The sequence below is a fragment of the Deinococcus peraridilitoris DSM 19664 genome, assembly GCF_000317835.1.
Classification (GTDB): domain Bacteria; phylum Deinococcota; class Deinococci; order Deinococcales; family Deinococcaceae; genus Deinococcus_A; species Deinococcus_A peraridilitoris.
On record NC_019793.1, the window covers coordinates 1,661,911 to 1,677,775 of the forward strand.

The following is a 15,865-nucleotide window of genomic DNA, read 5'->3' on the forward strand; positions in this document are numbered from 1 at the left end:
ACGGGCTGTGCCCCACGGCAGGTTCAAAACCAGCCGCAGGAGTTTCCCGTGCGCGCACTCGGCGAAGCGGAGTACCGTTCGTTGGTCCCGGGCTTCGAGGGGACGTTTCAGGAACTTGGGATTGAAGTCAGGCAGGCCAGCGTGTACGCGTACGAAGGCGTGGAATTGGGCGCCTTCGAGCAGGCCCTCAACCGCTTCTATCAACTGAATCCCGGCTTTTGTCCTTTGCAGAATGCCTTTTTCACGCGCGGTGATGATCTGGTGTTCATGACCATGACGGCCAACGGGAGGAACGTCCGGGCGTTTGTGTATGACCAGCGCCAGCGGCCAAAGTTGATATATGGCTACCTTAGCGGTCAAAGCACAGAAACACTACCCACAACAATGTGCCGTACGAAGGAGTGAACATGAAAAAGAAACTCGGACTAGCAATTATCTCCCTCACGACACTCGTTCTCTTGGCGTTCCATGCTCGGGCAGCGACTGAACAAGTGTTGTCGCTCAAAACCACCTCTGGTGATCAGGAAGGCACCTTGATACTCCCGACGTCAGCTGCTGGAGCTGTTCCAGTGGCTCTCATCCTGAGCGGATTTGGAGATTGGGACCGTGATGGAAACTTCCCTGGTGGCGCGATCGGCAGCAACCATTACAAGCTATTGGCTGAGGGAATGGCCCAACAAGGAATTGCTTCGCTTCGCTTTGAAAAGCGAGGAGTCAATCCTGACCCAACCAAGCGCACGCCTCCGACAAGCTTCGATCAGTACGCCGATGACGCAAGAGCTTGGCTTGCTACGCTGAAGGGAGATAGTCGGTTCTCGAAAATCGTGGTGATTGGCCATGGCGAAGGGGTGCTCGTCGGCTCGATCGCTGCTCAACAGGTCCCAGTAGTTGGGCTGGTATCTATTGATGGCAGAGGACGCAATATGTACGACACGGCACTGGCGGATCTTGATGCTCGGCCGAACAGCGTGGCTCGTGAAACGGAAAAGGGAATTGTCAGGAGCCTCAAAGCAGGAGTGACCCCAACCAACGTGCCAACAGAACTCACTCGACTGTACGGCCCAAATGAACTGGCGTTCATGGCATCCTGGGGTAAATACGATCCAGTCAAAGAACTCGGTAAGCTCAAGACCCAACTGCTAATTATTCAGGGGGGTCAGAACCCAGCCGTGAGTATAGAAGATGGCCAGTTGCTCTCAAGTGTCAACGCTGGGCAAAACAAATTCATTCCAAATATGAGCCTGACCCTTAAGGACGCTACTCAAGATCAGGCAGGAAATAAAGGTCCGAACTTCGATCGGAGCGCTGCGCTCTCGGAACCATTGGTGCCTTATATTTCGAGCTTTGTCAAAAGCCTTCCGTAGAGCCAGGACAGCTAACTTCAGCCCAGAGAAGATCGCTTGGAGCGTGTTTCGGTTCACAAAACACGACCGTGGCGGCGCGCCTGGAGCGAGTGTGCCCATAGACTGAAGTGCATGCCCAGCGACTGAGAGCTCAGGTTCCCTCCCGAGCCCCTTGGAGCCGTGGAGGAGTTCGTCGAGGGGCTCCTCAGCCCGGAGCACTTCGCCAGGCAGTTGTACGCTGACGCGGATCTTGAAGCGCTGCTGCTCGCCGCGCCGGACGTAGTGGCCGCGCAAAGGACCGTCGCCCGCGATCATGTGCCACGCCATGTCGTTGGGTGGCACGATCACCAAATGCACGCGGTGCCCGCCGTCGAGCGTGAACTCCCGCACCGTGAACGCGAGGTGCGGCGCGATCTTGCTGTCGGCGGCCGCTTGCAGCTGTCGCTCGCGGTCATCGGCGCTCAGGTGCCGTTCGCGCTCGTGCAAGCCGAGCACGGTGCCGTCGTCGTCCACCCCGATGATCAGGTATCCGTACCCGGCGTACTCGCCGCTGGGTGTGTTGGCGAGCGCAACGAGGTCTTTGAGCACATCGTCGGGCTTTGCGATCATCCGTTTGTAGTTGTGCTTTTCGTGTTCGCGTTTGAGGGTAACGGCGTGGAGGAGGTGCTGTAAATGCAGGTCATCAGGCGCGGTGTAGTCCGTCATGTGTGCTGATTATCGTGCCGCGCCCGGGAATGATGGAGTGCATTCATGTGCTTTGGATCGACTCTCCCTCGGTACGCAAAGTGGCGAAGTTGCTGCCCCGCAACACCACCCGCGACTTTCTAGTGAGAACCACGGCGCGCCAGGGCATAATAGGCACGCATGCTATTTTTCATCGACGAGAGCGGCACCGACCACCACCAAGCGCCGTACGAGGTCCTGGCGGGCATCAGTGTGCGGGCCCGGGAAGCGTGGCAGCTGATCCTCGCGATCCGCGACGCACAACTGCGTTTCTTCGGCGTGCCGCTCGCGGACGTGCTGCCTGAGTTCAAGGGCAGCAAGCTCCTCAAAACCAAGACGTTCCGCTTGGCGCGCCAACTCGACCCGCTCGAGGAATCGTCGCGGCGCGATCATGCCCGTGCCCTGCTCGAAAAGGGCCGCCGCGCTCGGGACAGCGGCGTGCAAGAACAAGTCACCAGGTTGGAGCTGACCGCCTACGCCCAAGCGTGCCTCGCGTACGCCTCGTTTGTGCTGGAACTGTGCGCGCTGCACGACGTGCGGGTATTCGCGAGCATCGTCGAGCTTGACGCGCCTCAACCACAGGGCCGCATGCTACGCAAAGACTTTTCGTACTTGTTCGAGCGCTTCTACTACAGCCTGGAGGCGGGCGAAGCGCACGAGCACGGCATCGTGGTGTTCGACGAACTCGACAAGACGCAGTCGAGGCGCCTCAGCGCCCAGATGCGCGCGTACTTTCAAGACACTGCCAAAGGCAGGCGGCGGGCCACGCGCATTCTGCCCGAGCCGTTCTGGGTGCACTCGGACCTCACGACGCTGGTGCAGGTCGCAGACCTTGTCGCGTACTGCCTCAACTGGGGCTGGCGCCTGAGAGACAAGATGACCAAACCGACTCGCCAAGAACTGATGCCGTTTGGCTTTGCCGCGGCCGAGTTGCAGTTTCGCGGGCGGCGGTTCGATGGTCAGCGTCAACGCGACATGCCCGTGTTCGGCATCTGCCACATCCGCGACCTACGCCCGGTCGGGGAGCGCACCCTGCTCGGCGAGTCGGAGTTCGACGAGGAATAAAAAAGAAAAGGCAATGCCTTGCAGCAGAGCCTCCATCAACAATATACCATGTTGTTCTCAGTATGTCAAAATAAAAATTGTCAAGCTGCGCAATGAATGACCGTAGCCGTCATTCGAGGTCAGTCGGAGTAGATGTCCCGGTATCCCAAGCAAGCACGGACGCTGTACGCAGCGGCGAGTACGTCGTCCGTGCGTCTCAACAATTGGCGTTTGCTGATTCCAGGCTGCACCCGCGCTTTCGGGTTCACGATGAGGGCGGTCAAGCCTATAAGGTCAGAGTAATAAAGGCTCTGACCAACTCTCGGTGGCGCTGGCAGCTCACGCACTGAGGAAGCGCTGTTTCAGCAAGTCGAAGCCGGCGCGACCGTACATCTGCCGTTTCAGCGTCTTGAGCTGGTTCACCTGCCCCTCCACAGGCCCGTTTGACCACTCCAGCGTCAAACCTGCCCGCACGGCCTCCAAGTCCCGCCAGATACCCTGCGCGAACCCCTTCAGAGCCGCCACGCCGCTGTGCAACGCTGAATCCAGCCACCTTCCCAGTTGTGATGCGTCGCGTTGCCGCACCATTCGCGCACATTCTTCGGCCAGGTCAACAATCTGTGCCAGCCCGTGCGTTGACCAGATCTGCGTCGTGGTCCAGAAGGGAATCACCGCCGCGCTCGCCATGACCTCGCCGCGTGAACTGTCCCGCCCGACCCAAGCGCCGAGGTGGTGCACCGCAAAGTGGAAACGGCGGCTCAGGTGGTGCGGACGGTGAATACCGGTGCACGCGTGGGGAACAGCAGGCGAGTGCCGGGCGGCATCAGGAAGGCATGCTCCCGGGCGGGTGAAACACGATCATCGAACAGGCCGTCCGTGACGATCAGCATGGGCGTGTCGGGATGCACGCCGTCACTTTCCAGCGCGAGCTGGTCGGCGAGTGCGAGCGCCGGAATCAATGACGTGCCGCCGCCGCCCTTGAGGATCAGGCGGTCCCCGGCCCGCCAGGGTACCTGCCAGCCATGATCCGTGACGCCCGCGTCACAGGCGAGTACGCGTACGCGCTCAATGCCGAGCACCTGGCAGGTGGTGCGCACCCCGCCAAGCGCTTCGGCAAGGTCACGGTCGCTCATGGAACCGCTGGTGTCAACGACCAGCACCAGCGAATGGCGCGGTCCCGGCTCGTCACGCCCACGCCCGGCGCGCGGCTCGTGCGGGTCGAGGCTGCTGCGGCGACTGGGTCGCGCGTACGTGCGGCGACGCACGCGACGCGGCACAATCGAACCCAGGTACGCCTGGAGCGCCGGACGCCACGGAATGGGTTCTGCTGCGCGTTCACGCAACTCGCGATCGAGCCCAGCGGGGAGCGTGCCCGCCCAGCGCAGTGCGTCCGCTTCTTCCATGCCCCGTGCGGCCGCTTCACGCCACAAGCGGTCTTCTTCATCCGTGAGGGCGCGCGCGGCGGCCTCACCGGCGCCCAGCAGGTCGCTGAGGCCCTGACCGCGTAAGCTGGCGCGGCGGCGTAACTTCGTCGGATCATCCAGCAGCCGTAAGTAAATCGCTTCCGCGCTGGGGAGCTTGCTGAGGACGGGATCGTACGGCGCGAAGTCCGGGCGCGCGCCGTAACCCATGTCCTCCAGCCAGCCGGCGAGCAGCAGGTCACACGCGTAATTCCAGGTGTCCGCGTCCTTGTCCGCGCCGCGCGCAGGGTGACCGAGCACCAGGTGCAAGGCGAGTTCCGCGAAGGCGTACTTGAGTTCATCCTGCCCGAGACCCGCACCGAGATTCACGAACACCGTCTTGGACTGCGGATCCAGGGCGACGCCACTCACGCGTAAGCGCAAACACCGCACCGGGTCGAGTTCCAGCTGCAGTTCGCTCAGGGCCGGGCGAAGATGCGGGATGTCTTGTCCGACGTCACTCCACGCCAGGAGCACCCGATCGACGCGTTGCTCGTTGTGCGTGTTGTCATGGTCACCCCGGTGCCCTGCCAGGACGGGTTTGAGGGCCGTGCTGAGTTCCTGCATTGCCTTGACCAGCCCGCTGCTGGGCGCGTCATGGTCGTCGTGGTCCTCGCGTGAAAGGCGTTCTTGCGCGGCTTGCATGGCGGCGTCACGCGCGCGTTGCCCGAACTGGTAAGCGAGCCGTGACACGCTGCCTGAACGTTCGCGTTCCTGCAGGCAGGCCCAGGCGGCGTCCACTTCAGGATGCTCGTGAATCCAGTTGACGTTGTGCTCGGCGGGTGTTCCTTTGTCCCGCGCGTGTCCCTGCACGGACCGGGCGAGACGTTTGAGCTGCTCGGCGACCGGACCGCGGATTTCCAGCGCGCCCTGCGGGAGGACGCCGCTGACGTCCAGCATCGGCCCCCAGGGTTCCACCAGTGCCGGCGGGAAGCTGGCGTCACGCACCCGGGTGAGGGCGTCACGCCAGCCCAGGCGGCCGAAGTTCACGCGACCTTGTTTCGCCCATTCCTCTGCTGCTGACGGATCTGAAGTGCCGGGCGCGTCACCCCGGGCGTGCAATTCACCATCCGCGACGATCACCAGGGCAGCGGACGCGACGCGCACCAGGGGACTCAGCTGCTCTTCGGGCGCGTCACGCCAGCGGGTCACGCCGTCACGGTCCAGTTCATCCGCCACCCAACGCGCCGCGGTTCGTGGCAGGTCAAGGCGCACGGCGTGCACGGCGAGCGCGGCGAGGTACGTCCACCACAGGAAACTCACCTGTTCATGCGGGGAGAGCCGCAAGGGACTCGCGAGCACCCAGCCGGCCGCGGAGATCCGCAACGGCATGGTCTGCAAGGCCGGCGCGCCCGCACCCAGGGGTTTCGCGGCAATGAACGCCTCACCGGGCGTGAACGTCTCAATGAAACGATGTCCCGCGACGCTGAGACGCGTGGACTGAAGTCTCATGCGAAAAGTGCGTTCTTCAGCGCTGCGTGACAGTTGCGGGGGAATCCACACGTCCTTCAAGGTGACGGTCAAGGCAAGCTCCTTAATTGCTGGTGCTGGCGAGTCGACGACCCAGCCGGTCAAGGAACCACGCGGGAACTGCCTCGTCGGCGAGCAAGGCACCCGCGAGTTCTGGCGCTTCATGCGCGAGGCGCTGCAGGAGCGCTACGGCCTGATCGGTGAATTGTCGTGATTCACTGCGTAAATCCGCTTCCAGGCGGGGCAGTTCACTGGTGATGCGTGATCGCAACAGCGAAATGAGGTGAGCGACGAGCGCACGGTTCGCGTTCGCGTCCGGCAGTTGCTGCTCACCCCGCAAGATCGCCTGCAGGGACAGGCCTTGCGTGCGGCGTGACAGCCACGCACCGAACTCCTCGGCTTCCTTGCGGGCCACGGCGCCCTGGACGATTTTCTGCACGCGTTTCGCGAATTCCGGGCTGCCAGCGTCCGGTTGAGAATCGACGTTCCAACCGTGCAGCGCCCTGGACGCGATGGCCCAGCTGCGAGGGTTGGTGCTGATCTGATCGTCATCACCGGGTGTGCCGATCAAGCTGCGCAGGCCGGTTTCCGCGATGAACTCGTGAATCAGGGGATGGACGTTGTTCGCAGCCGCCCACGCAAGCCAGCCGCGGGTACTGGTGACTTTCAGGTGCACGTGGTACATGCGGCTCATCAGGGGCGCCGGCACGGGTCGCGCGACACTGTTGAAGGACGTCGGGTTCGCCGCGCACACGACGAGCGTTCCCTCGGGAAAGTAACGCGTGCCGATGCGTCGTTCGTTGATGATCGGGAAGAACGCGCGCATCACGTCCGGCTCGGCGGCGTTGAGCTCATCAATGAACACCACGCTCGCTTCGTCACGCATCAAGGTCTCCGGTGGGCACAGGCGCGTCACGTACCGCTGCGGGTCAATGAGCGGCACCGCCAGGTCCTCCGGGCTCATCTGGGAGCCGAGCAGGATGGAGACGGGCATGCCGAGCTCACGGCCGAAGTCCTCGATGACCTGGCTTTTACCGATGCCCGGCGGACCCCACACCATGATCGTCTGGACGGTGCCCATGTTGATCAGCAGGTCCCTGAGGCCATCGTGATCGACGGTGGGAATGTGGTCGAGGTTCAAGCAGCGTCTCCTTGCGCCTTGCAGCGCCTTTAGTATGCGGCACGCGCTCGAGCTCAACGGCCTAAACTTGCCGGTTAGCGCCCGCGCACCGAAGGGTGACGGGCCAGGGCTCAGCACGTTTGAGTCACTGGTACCGCCGGGCGCAGAGGGGTGACGTGTCTTGTCAGGGTCGACGGACTGCACATGCCTGCAAGCATCAAACGGAACGTGCGCTTGCCGTGCCGCAAATGCAGTCTTGCAAAAGGTGGCCTTCAGGCATCTCGGGAAGAGCGAACACCTACTCCCCCACTGTACTCGCCGGCAGCAACCGTCAGGACGTCACGTACACCCTGACCGTGCGCTGAAGACCTCGCGACCCGTGAGAGTTTGAAGACCTGACGTTCCTTACAGCGGGATGTTCTGCCAGGGACGGACGCAAACTTCATCTCGGAACGCTTCGATTGCGCGCTGAACCGCGCCGACCGTCATGGTGTCCGTGAGGCGCTCGAGGTACAGGTTCCTCTCGGCGACCGCTTCCAACTCGAAGGCCCAGTACAGGCCCATCAAGGGGTTGATGAACAACTCCGAGCCACGCGTGCTGCTGAGCGAGTGGTGATTCCCGAAATGCCCGTCGATCGCGTCGAGCACGCTGGTCGACACGATACTGGGGAAGTCCGGCATGGCGTCATGCACGAAGGCGAGCGCATCTTGGTAGCGCTGCACGTCCGGCATCTCGGGTGTGAGACTCCAGGCACCCAGGCACCCACCTGAGCGGGTGAGGTCCGCGGTGGCTTCCAGAACCTGAGCGTGCGGCACACCATGGTGGGTATCCACCCCGAATCCCAGACAGACCAGCAGCATCTGCTCCACCCCCGTGAGTTGCCGTACCGCCGCGAGGGTGATGGCGTCCTCCTCGGGGTGCCGAGTCCCGCTTCGTCTCCGCGCATCAACGAGTCCGTGCCGCCGTCGATCAGCAGCACCGTGTCCGCCTCGTGCATCTGCACCAGGTGTTTGTACGCCTTGAGTAAAGGTCGCACCCCGGTCCTCGTGAACGCATACACCGGCTGCACCATTCCTTCGCTTGCGAACCAGCGGGCGAGGTGCAACTCCGGAAAGTACCGCAAGTCCGCCCGGGTAGTCGTGGTCACTTCGAACAGCGCTTCTGTGACTCGCCGTGCACTGGTCAGCTCCAGACTGCTGAATGACAGGTTGGCGAGCACGACGCGTTTTCTAGCGGCTTGCAAGGCGAACAGGAGCGGCAAGCCGCAGAGTAGGTCGTACCCGCCACCCATCCCGGCCAGCAGCACCGTGCGAGATCGGTCCAGGCGGCTGAAGATTGGTGGCAGTAAGGACGTCAACATGCCTCTTGACCCTACCGCACGGTCGTCACACAGGGATACCCGGCGCCCTTCTGCCCAAAAGGAGCAGCCTTCGCTCAAAAGCAAAAACTCAAGGCGCGTGAGTTGTTCCGGTGTCACTCAGCTTGACGAAAGTTGAGCTGTAAGCCCTTGACGTGCAGTTCAGCCCAATGCCGGAATTCCTCACCAATGTGCCTTCCGGACGCAGGTACCACATGTCGAAATCCGCAGGCAAAGCTGGAAAGCGCTCGAAGTCCCACGCACCGTCATCCGAGTACACCACTTCGCGCGTCAACTCGGCCGTCGCCGACGCCAGCAGTCCGAACAGCCAGCAGTCCGAACAGCGCCACCACCGCCGACGGTTGCCCGGCAGACCGACGGAAGTACCAGCAGCGACCGGACGTCCCTACCGCCTCGATCACGTCCACCATGCCGAGTGACGGCGCGTATTGATCCGGGTAGCCCCTGGCAGAACGGCTTTGCGGAGAGCTTCCACGCGCGTTTTCGCGATGAGTGCCTGAACATGGAGTGTTCCGCTCGCTGCCGCATGCCCAGCTGCTGAGTAAGGCCTGGCGGCGGTTTTACAACGTGAACACGGGGGCAATGACGCCAGGACGCCCTTGTTGTTCGCCGAGGAGTGGCACGACGCGGCAGCACCCCTACCGAAAAGCAAGGCCAGCAAGAGCGCTTCCGCGACTTGTGCCCGCTCGTTGGTGCGCGACCGCTTGGGGCACGCGGACGTCGCGTTCACGCTCTAGGTGTACACGCACCTGTACGACGACCAGCGGCGCGCGGTGCTTTGCCTCTCCAGCAGCTGCTTGGGCACGAACAAGACTTTGCCCTTCCCAGCGTGCCGTTTGGCTTGCCTTTCCCGGGCAGCGAGGAGGACGCTCGGCGCGGCGTGCGGACGTTGGCGCGCTTGCGGAACGCGCTCGCGGCATTCGAGGCGGACGCGCCGCCATGGGCGCGCGCTTGGCTGGAGCACGTGACCTGAGGGAGGCGTACGCTGAGGCATGCACACCACCCTCGGGGAGGAAAGGCGCACCAGCGTCGTATACGCGCGCGCCACGGCCGTTCGTCCGTTCTCGTTCGCCCTCCTCGAAGGCTATACCCGCGCCCGCGTCCTCACGTACTCCGCCAGCCTCCCCACCATCTTGCGCTTCCTGGAGCGTTTCGAGGACTTCGAGTGCGTGTTCGGCTACGAGCAGGTCGCGGCGCGCGCCGAGCAGGTGTGGGCGTACCAGCAGGTGGTCCACGAGGGCCTGCTCAAGGAAGCCCTCGCCCTCGACGACGAACCCAAAAACGAGTTGTTTCGGCGCATCCGCGAGCATACCGCCCGCTTTCACGTGCTCAAGACCGCCCTGTCGCACGCCAAGCTGTACCTGCTGGACGGCCCGCACGGCCACCTCGTCCTGATGGGCTCCGCCAACGTGTCCGAGCGCGCCCTGTTCGATCCCGCCCTCACGACCGGCCCAGCGCAACTCGAAGTGCTCGCCGCCTTCGAGGACGACCTCGCCTGGGCGCACTACGAAGGCCTGTACGAAGTGGTGCGCGAGCACAGCGCCAACCGCCTCACGCTGCCCGGGGGGCCGCCCAACACAGCGGAGGTACCGTTCGAACGGCTGCCCGTCAACGCGGAGGCGGAGTCGTCGGGCAGCGTTGTCTTACCCGCGAACGTGGTCGCCCCGCCGCCCGTCCTCACCGCGCGCGCCGAGCGCCTCACGAAAAGCTACCGGCCCGTCGCGGAGCAGCTCGACAAGGTGCGCGGTCAGCCGCTCGTGAAGCTTCCCCCGAGCGTCCTCGGCAAGCTCGCCCGCCTCGTGCGCCAAGCCCGCGCCACCGACGCGCAGCAAGTCACGCACCTCGCCCTGCATGGGGCGCGCGACGCCCTGGTGTTGAACGGGGAGCCCCTTTCCCTCGACGCGCCCGAGGAGGAGGTGCGGCGCGATGCGGAGCTCCTCGCGCGCTTTTTCGAGAGTTACCGCTCTGGCTTCGTGGGGCCGGTGGCGCGCCAGCAGCAGCTGTACTTCGCGCTGCTGGCCTGGCTGTACGCCAGCCCCCTGATGGTGGACTTCCTCAACGCCGCTCGGGCGCAGAACCTGCCGCCGTACGCCTACCCCTTGTTCGCGGTGCTGCACGGCAAAGCCAACTGCGGCAAGACGCAACTCCTCAAGGTGCTGATGAAGTCGATGTTCGGCACGTACGTCTTCCGCGAAAGCGCCGACCTCACCGCAACGCACCTGCGGGGTTTGCAGGCGGAGTCGGGGCGCTTTCCGGTGGTGTTCGAGGACGTGGAGCGCACCCGCTTTCAGCAGCACGCGCCCGCCTTGATCAAGGCGACGACCGATCACGGGCACTTGGAGGAGGACCTCGCGCCGATGGTGTTCAGCATGAACGCCGACGAGAACAGCACTTTCCCCGAGGAAATTCGCAAGCGCTGCCTGATGATCTACACGCCCGCGCAGTTCCCGGCGGACACGTCGAGCGAGGCGTTCCGCGCCAACTACAAGCTGGTGACCGACATCCTGCACGGGGTAGGCACAAGCTTCTACCGAACGTACCTGCGGCGGCTGCTCGCCGCCGTGCGGCTGGGCGAAGCGCCGGGGGACGTGCTGGCCCTCTCGTCGCGGGTGGTGGCGGGGTTGCTGGGAGAAGCGACGGGGCGGTCGTACGAGTGGTGCGGGGAAGTATCGCTCGCAGCGGTGCAGGCGCTGCAGAAGGACCGCGTGCGGGAGGTGCTGCTGGACTTGTGGCGCACGAACGCGCGGGCGTGGCAGATCAGCGGGGACCGGGTGACGTTGCGGTTGGGCACGTACGAGGTGCCGGGCCTGAAGCGCGACTTGCCGGGGTACCTCGTGAACGACGGGGCGTCCAAGGGCGGCAATCTGGTGTTGCACCGCAAGGAGCTCGAGGCGTTTTTGGGTCGGCGGTTGGGGCGCGGCTGGTGGAACCGCTTCGGCCATTGACGCTTGAACGCAACGTTTTGCCGCTCATTGAATGTTGGTTAACCAACGCTCTGCAAAAGGCCTTACTCACATACGCGAGCAGGACGTGCTTGCGAGTTCGCTAGGGTGCTTGGCGACAGGACTACTTTGCAAGCTCTACTTCTTCCATTGACAAAGAATGGGGCCAAATGGGGCACGAATGGGGCCAGTGGGCGGAAAACTGTGTCCTGGCCGAGTGCCCACAATGGGGCTTAATGGGGCTTAATGGGGCACAATGGGGTTGACCGTCCCATTGACCACAGGCACTGCCCCTACTCCTCCACATCAGCGGACAAGTCGTCGCCCGTTTCGGGAAAGTGTGCGCCAAACAACGAGGTCACCTTGGACGCGCCCGTTCCGTACCACTTCGCGCCCGCACCGCGGCCCCCAACGCGCACCAGCCCTTCTTCGCGCAGCTCCTCCATCAGGCGTTTCACGCCCTCGCGGTCGAGGTCGCTGATCTCGCGCACCTCCCGGTTGGTCAGGGGCCGTTCCTTGAGGAGGCTCAGCACCCGCGTCTTCACGGCTTCCTTCTCTAGGCGTGCGTTGCGGTCGTACCGCAAGCTGTCGCCGAGCTGGTCCATCGCCAAGCGGCTGAGGCGGTAAAACAAGCCCTTGCCGTACCCGGCGTGCTCCACCGCGCCGCCTTCCTCAAGGAACGACAGCAGGTGCCGGGTGTCGCCGGGCGAGAGCTGACAAGCGACGGCGAGGGTGGCGAGGTCCGCCTCGCGATAGCGGCGCAGGTAGTGCAGAACCAGCAGCATGTCCGCGCTGATCAGCTCCTGCAGACGGCTGCTTTGCTCGCCGAGCCAATTCATCAACTGCAAAAAGCCACGGTCGAGTTCCTGCGCGTGGAAACTCACCCGTACCGACTGCGGAGTGGCGGTGTACAGCGGGGGCTCCTTACCTTGCTCCAGCATGCTTTTGTACATGCGCTTGACACCCAGGTTGTTGCGGTTCACCAAGTTCAAGCCGTTCAAAGCGTCGGCGAGCAGTCGATTTCGATGCACGGGCGGGTGGTGCAGGATGTTCTCCGGCGTGATGTCCGACATGAAGCCCCCGGCGTTCTCGACCTCGAGCTTGTACGGGAGCATCCTCACGATCGTGAGGTTCGGAATCGCGTAGTCGCGGTGCACAAAGGCATTGAGCACCGCCTCCCGAATGGCGATGTCCGGGTACGTCTTGAACTCGGCGTGCTGGAAGCCCTGCACGAAAGTCGTGACCGGGTTGGCCGCGGAAAGATACGTCTCGATGCGTTCGAGGGCGGCCAAAATCGGCGCGTTGTTGCCCTGGGTGATTTCGATGTCGGTGTCGCTGCGCATCTTCAGGTACCGCCACTCGTGCGTCGAGATGTAGCGCGCAAGCATCTCCTGGCGCCCGACCAGCAGCAAACCCGCGTAGGTGAGGTAGCCGTCACGAACGAGGCGCAAGCTGCTCAGCAGTTCCAAGTCGCCCTGCACCATCAGCTCGGCCGGGGCGCGGTTTTGCCGCCCGAAGCTGCGCAGGCGCTCCATCTCCGCGCTCGACACCAAGTCGGCGGGCAGCGCGTCCGAAATCAGGCGCGCGCTGAAATCGGCCGCCTCTGCTTGCGTGATCAGGTCGCGCATCATGCTGCCGGTGAGGGGCAGGCAGTTCTTGCCGACGCGGCGCTTCGTCGGCGCTTGCGTGGAGGTGTAAGGAGGGTTCTCGCCTGCGGCGACGTGGATGAGCAACAGCCGCCCTTCGGGCACGTCCAGCAACTCCATCTCGGGCGTGAGGTGCGGATCGGTGGAATCGAACACCGAGCGCTGCAACTGGCTCACGTCGTCGAGGTCGAACTCGGGCGGCAGGCCCCGAATCGCTTGCGCTCGATTTGGCGCGCTCAGCTTGTCCTTGACGCCCACGACGAGCGTGCCGCCCTTGGCGTTGGCGAAGCACACGACGTGTTCGCACACCATCCGCAACAGTTCTTTGGCGCTGCCGGGGTGCTCTTTGAAGTCGAGGGTCTGGTCCTCGAGATCGTCGGCGATGACGACATTGAGTTCGTGGAGGAGTTCGAGGATTTCCGCTCGTGTACGCATGCTGGCCTTCGTGACGCTTTCCCCACCTTAGCGCGTTCCAGCTTGAACTCACCGTCGCCTCAAATGAAGGGCGGAAAAATGCCTCGGTTCACTTGCTTCGCGGTTGTCTTTCCAAACTTGAACCCTAAGTCTTGTCACGCGAAGGTGCTGTCAAAACGCTGACAGCCTTTTTTCAGCCGATGACGAACAGTGGAGGCGTAACCGCGGAACGCCTAGCACCGCGGTCAGGAGGCAGAGCAGGATGACGGCGATGATCATCGGCAGCTGCACCATGTGTGGCGAGCGCGCCCTCGCTCATCCCGAGCGGAGCGCGTCCTTTTGTAGCGCGTGCGCCCGTTGGTATGCCCTCACGCAGACCGCGCGCGCGCAACTCCACGACCTGCTGGAGCCCGTCGTGCATGTCTGGGTGCAGCATTGGTACGCTATAGGGGTCGAGGCGCGCGACTTGAGCGAACAGGTCGAATTGCTCGGCCTGCACTGGGCACAGGACGGCGATCGGAACGCGATCCACATCGTGCGTGAAGCCCTGGCGCTCTCCGTGCAACCACCTGGGGTCACGCCATCCACGTAAACGCTGCTCAACCGTGCTGTCGAACAACTTGAAACCCAGCCCTTCGGTCCTCAACTGCGTTTAAGGAGAACTCTTTATGCGGGAAGCTTCGATCATCGCCGATCACGTTCCCCGTACGCCGTGCTTGGCTTGATTCAGAACCTCTATCACCTCGCGCGCGAGTGCGGTTTGTCCATTGACAACACCCCGGTCTGCACGGTGCGCGCCGAGGTGTGCGGCTCTCGGGAAGAGTTGACGCATTTGGCTGACAGCCTGTTTCCGTACGGGCTGTACGCCTGGGTGACCGAGGACATGGATGGAGACGACAACCCCGCTGGCCGCATCGCCACGTGGATCGCTCAAGGCGCGAGGGTCGGGCACACGACAGTGGCGGAACAGCCTGTCTTGCGTGGTGCAGAGGTGCGCGACAACGCTTTGGTGCTGGAGTACAGTCCCACGCGACAACGAGTTGGACGAGCGCGCACGCCTCACGATCCTGCCTAACTTGAGCGAGCACACCTCCGACGTAGTGCTGCACGCCCTTGGCAAAGGGCGGGGTTTGTTGCACCTGACCTTGAGCTTCTCCACCAAGGCACCTCGCGCTTTTCGAGTGGAGGATCAGCGGGTCTTCGACTTGGTTTCAGCGGCGCTCGATACCTGGGCTCGGGCGAACCGCTATTCCTGGGGTGTGTTTCGGAAGGACAATGCGTTGGCCGAATCAGCATGATAAGGAGTGTCGTGCCTTGTTCGTGCCTTACGCCCACAAGAACCAATGGGGTCATGCGACCGCCAAAGGGAACTGCGCCGCTCGCAGAAGGCCGAGAAACACGGACATAACGGCACACTCGGGTACCAAAAACCATCAGCCACCATGGCGGAGCTTCCACCTACGGATCAGAAGGCCAGGAGTTCGAATCTCTTCGGGTGCACCAAGAAAACCCCCACTGGGTGGGGGTTTTCTCTTTCATACTTGGCCTACGATTCGCCCGCGTGCCTTGTTCGTGCCTTACAGGCGTTGAGTCATCTCCAATTTCTGAAGTTGCAAGCCGCAAGGGGCCTGCAAGTTCAGGAAGGGTCCGACTTTATAATATGGTTAGAGCGCCTCGTTCGCCATGAGGAGGTCAGGGGTTCGAATCCCCTCAGCTCCACCAACACAATCTCGTCCTGGACGAGGTTTCTTTTTCATGCTACCGAGAGACCGAGCTCAAAAACACCTAAGTACCTCCCGGATGAGTTTCAAAGTTGTACGGCTTGCATGAGGTGGAGTGCAGCAAGCAGAGCTTCTTTGAGCTCATCGAGGCTGTTGTAGCAGCGTCTGGGCATCAAAAAGCCCTTCAGCTTGCGCCAGGTTCCCTCGATCAAGTTCAAGAAGGGGCAATAGGCGGGCAGGTAGCGTAAATAGAGCCCCTGCTGCTCCCACGCTGCGCGGTGCCTTTCCATCTCGCCGCCCTTATGGAAACCCGCGTTGTCCAGCACCACGACGGTCAACTCGTTGGGCTGGCACTGCTTTGCGAGCGTCTCCAGGTACGTCACCACCTCAGTACGTGTACATGTTCCGTCCAGTAGGCGGTACTCCAGTTGCTGCTGCTCACCGTGCAGTGATAGGGAACCCAGCAGGTTGATGCGCCCTTGTGACCCCCAACGGCTCGAGACGCCTCGACGCCACCGCGTGGGAATCTCAAACTGCTTCCCGCGTCCCCGAGCGAACCAGGTGCTACAGATGCTCAGCATCAAACTGAAGCCGGTCCCGTCG

15 protein-coding genes and 2 pseudogenes are annotated in these 15,865 nt (G+C 62.9%); 9 read left to right on the forward strand and 8 right to left on the reverse strand.

What is annotated here, in order from left to right; genetic code table 11:
- The first annotated feature begins 48 nt into the window (after positions 1–48).
- Positions 49–405, forward strand: a complete 357-nt coding sequence (locus tag DEIPE_RS08120) for a hypothetical protein (RefSeq protein ID WP_015235505.1) — start codon at positions 49–51, stop codon at positions 403–405.
- A gap of 2 nt (positions 406–407) precedes the next feature.
- Complete coding sequence (locus tag DEIPE_RS23015) at positions 408–1,364, forward strand: serine aminopeptidase domain-containing protein (protein ID WP_015235506.1); 957 nt, start codon at positions 408–410, stop codon at positions 1,362–1,364.
- Positions 1,365–1,661: 297 nt separating this feature from the next.
- Here the strand turns inward: DEIPE_RS23015 and DEIPE_RS25480 are convergent.
- Positions 1,662–2,048 (reverse strand): annotated as a pseudogene (locus DEIPE_RS25480) (AlbA family DNA-binding domain-containing protein); the annotation flags it as partial.
- Between the two features lie 159 nt (positions 2,049–2,207).
- Between DEIPE_RS25480 and DEIPE_RS08130 the strand changes: the two are divergent.
- Positions 2,208–3,131, forward strand: coding sequence for a DUF3800 domain-containing protein (locus tag DEIPE_RS08130; RefSeq protein ID WP_015235508.1), 924 nt, complete (start codon positions 2,208–2,210; stop codon positions 3,129–3,131).
- 119 nt (positions 3,132–3,250) lie between these two features.
- Here DEIPE_RS08130 and DEIPE_RS23875 read toward each other — a convergent pair whose 3' ends face one another.
- From DEIPE_RS23875 to DEIPE_RS24885, 5 genes are all read right to left on the reverse strand, one after another.
- Entirely contained in the window at positions 3,251–3,394 is a 144-nt protein-coding gene (locus DEIPE_RS23875; RefSeq protein WP_157448808.1) for a hypothetical protein, read from the reverse strand.
- Between the two features lie 55 nt (positions 3,395–3,449).
- Positions 3,450–3,848, reverse strand: coding sequence for a transposase (locus tag DEIPE_RS24880; protein ID WP_083865759.1), 399 nt, complete (start codon positions 3,846–3,848; stop codon positions 3,450–3,452).
- A 20-nt stretch (positions 3,849–3,868) separates the two neighbouring features.
- Positions 3,869–6,094, reverse strand: a complete 2,226-nt coding sequence (locus DEIPE_RS08140; protein WP_015235509.1) for a vWA domain-containing protein — start codon at positions 6,092–6,094, stop codon at positions 3,869–3,871.
- Between the two features lie 10 nt (positions 6,095–6,104).
- Complete coding sequence (locus DEIPE_RS08145; RefSeq protein WP_015235510.1) at positions 6,105–7,181, reverse strand: AAA family ATPase; 1,077 nt, start codon at positions 7,179–7,181, stop codon at positions 6,105–6,107.
- Between the two features lie 384 nt (positions 7,182–7,565).
- Complete coding sequence (locus DEIPE_RS24885; protein WP_245557610.1) at positions 7,566–8,021, reverse strand: DUF1152 domain-containing protein; 456 nt, start codon at positions 8,019–8,021, stop codon at positions 7,566–7,568.
- A 712-nt stretch (positions 8,022–8,733) separates the two neighbouring features.
- Here DEIPE_RS24885 and DEIPE_RS23880 point away from each other — a divergent pair.
- The 4 genes and pseudogenes from DEIPE_RS23880 (at position 8,734) to DEIPE_RS08160 (ending at position 11,484) form a co-directional block, all read left to right on the forward strand.
- Positions 8,734–8,958 (forward strand): hypothetical protein, encoded by a 225-nt coding sequence (locus DEIPE_RS23880; RefSeq protein ID WP_157448809.1) that lies wholly within the window; start codon positions 8,734–8,736, stop codon positions 8,956–8,958.
- Positions 8,958–9,106: pseudogene (locus DEIPE_RS23020) on the forward strand (integrase core domain-containing protein); the annotation flags it as partial. The gene DEIPE_RS23880 and the pseudogene DEIPE_RS23020, both read left to right, overlap by 1 nt.
- Before the next feature lie 211 nt (positions 9,107–9,317).
- Entirely contained in the window at positions 9,318–9,512 is a 195-nt protein-coding gene (locus DEIPE_RS08155) for a hypothetical protein (protein ID WP_041230776.1), read from the forward strand.
- 19 nt (positions 9,513–9,531) lie between these two features.
- The gene (locus DEIPE_RS08160) at positions 9,532–11,484 is read left to right on the forward strand and encodes a phospholipase D-like domain-containing protein (protein ID WP_015235511.1); all 1,953 of its coding nucleotides are present in this window, start codon (positions 9,532–9,534) and stop codon (positions 11,482–11,484) included.
- A gap of 290 nt (positions 11,485–11,774) precedes the next feature.
- Here DEIPE_RS08160 and DEIPE_RS08165 read toward each other — a convergent pair whose 3' ends face one another.
- The gene (locus DEIPE_RS08165; protein ID WP_015235512.1) at positions 11,775–13,562 is read right to left on the reverse strand and encodes an RNA-binding domain-containing protein; all 1,788 of its coding nucleotides are present in this window, start codon (positions 13,560–13,562) and stop codon (positions 11,775–11,777) included.
- A 241-nt stretch (positions 13,563–13,803) separates the two neighbouring features.
- Between DEIPE_RS08165 and DEIPE_RS08170 the strand changes: the two genes are divergently transcribed.
- Both DEIPE_RS08170 and DEIPE_RS08175 read left to right on the forward strand, forming a co-directional pair.
- Positions 13,804–14,133, forward strand: a complete 330-nt coding sequence (locus DEIPE_RS08170) for a hypothetical protein (protein ID WP_015235513.1) — start codon at positions 13,804–13,806, stop codon at positions 14,131–14,133.
- A 129-nt stretch (positions 14,134–14,262) separates the two neighbouring features.
- Positions 14,263–14,616 (forward strand): hypothetical protein, encoded by a 354-nt coding sequence (locus tag DEIPE_RS08175; RefSeq protein ID WP_157448811.1) that lies wholly within the window; start codon positions 14,263–14,265, stop codon positions 14,614–14,616.
- Positions 14,617–15,348: 732 nt separating this feature from the next.
- On the opposite strand, the gene DEIPE_RS08185 is transcribed toward DEIPE_RS08175, so the two are convergent.
- Positions 15,349–15,843, reverse strand: a complete 495-nt coding sequence (locus tag DEIPE_RS08185; protein WP_015235515.1) for a transposase — start codon at positions 15,841–15,843, stop codon at positions 15,349–15,351.
- Positions 15,844–15,865: the final 22 nt, after the last annotated feature.

What these genes read in the sequence shown, in the direction of transcription:
- DEIPE_RS23015 (WP_015235506.1), top strand. Translation starts at nt 408, where the DNA reads ATGAAAAAGAAACTCGGACTAGCAATTATCTCCCTCACGACACTCGTT.
- DEIPE_RS08130 (WP_015235508.1), top strand. Translation starts at nt 2,208, where the DNA reads ATGCTATTTTTCATCGACGAGAGCGGCACCGACCACCACCAAGCGCCG.
- DEIPE_RS24885 (WP_245557610.1), bottom strand. Translation starts at nt 8,021, where the DNA reads ATGCTGCTGGTCTGTCTGGGATTCGGGGTGGATACCCACCATGGTGTG.
- DEIPE_RS23880 (WP_157448809.1), top strand. Translation starts at nt 8,734, where the DNA reads ATGTCGAAATCCGCAGGCAAAGCTGGAAAGCGCTCGAAGTCCCACGCA.
- DEIPE_RS08160 (WP_015235511.1), top strand. Translation starts at nt 9,532, where the DNA reads ATGCACACCACCCTCGGGGAGGAAAGGCGCACCAGCGTCGTATACGCG.
- DEIPE_RS08165 (WP_015235512.1), bottom strand. Translation starts at nt 13,562, where the DNA reads ATGCGTACACGAGCGGAAATCCTCGAACTCCTCCACGAACTCAATGTC.
- DEIPE_RS08170 (WP_015235513.1), top strand. Translation starts at nt 13,804, where the DNA reads ATGACGGCGATGATCATCGGCAGCTGCACCATGTGTGGCGAGCGCGCC.
- DEIPE_RS08185 (WP_015235515.1), bottom strand. Translation starts at nt 15,843, where the DNA reads ATGCTGAGCATCTGTAGCACCTGGTTCGCTCGGGGACGCGGGAAGCAG.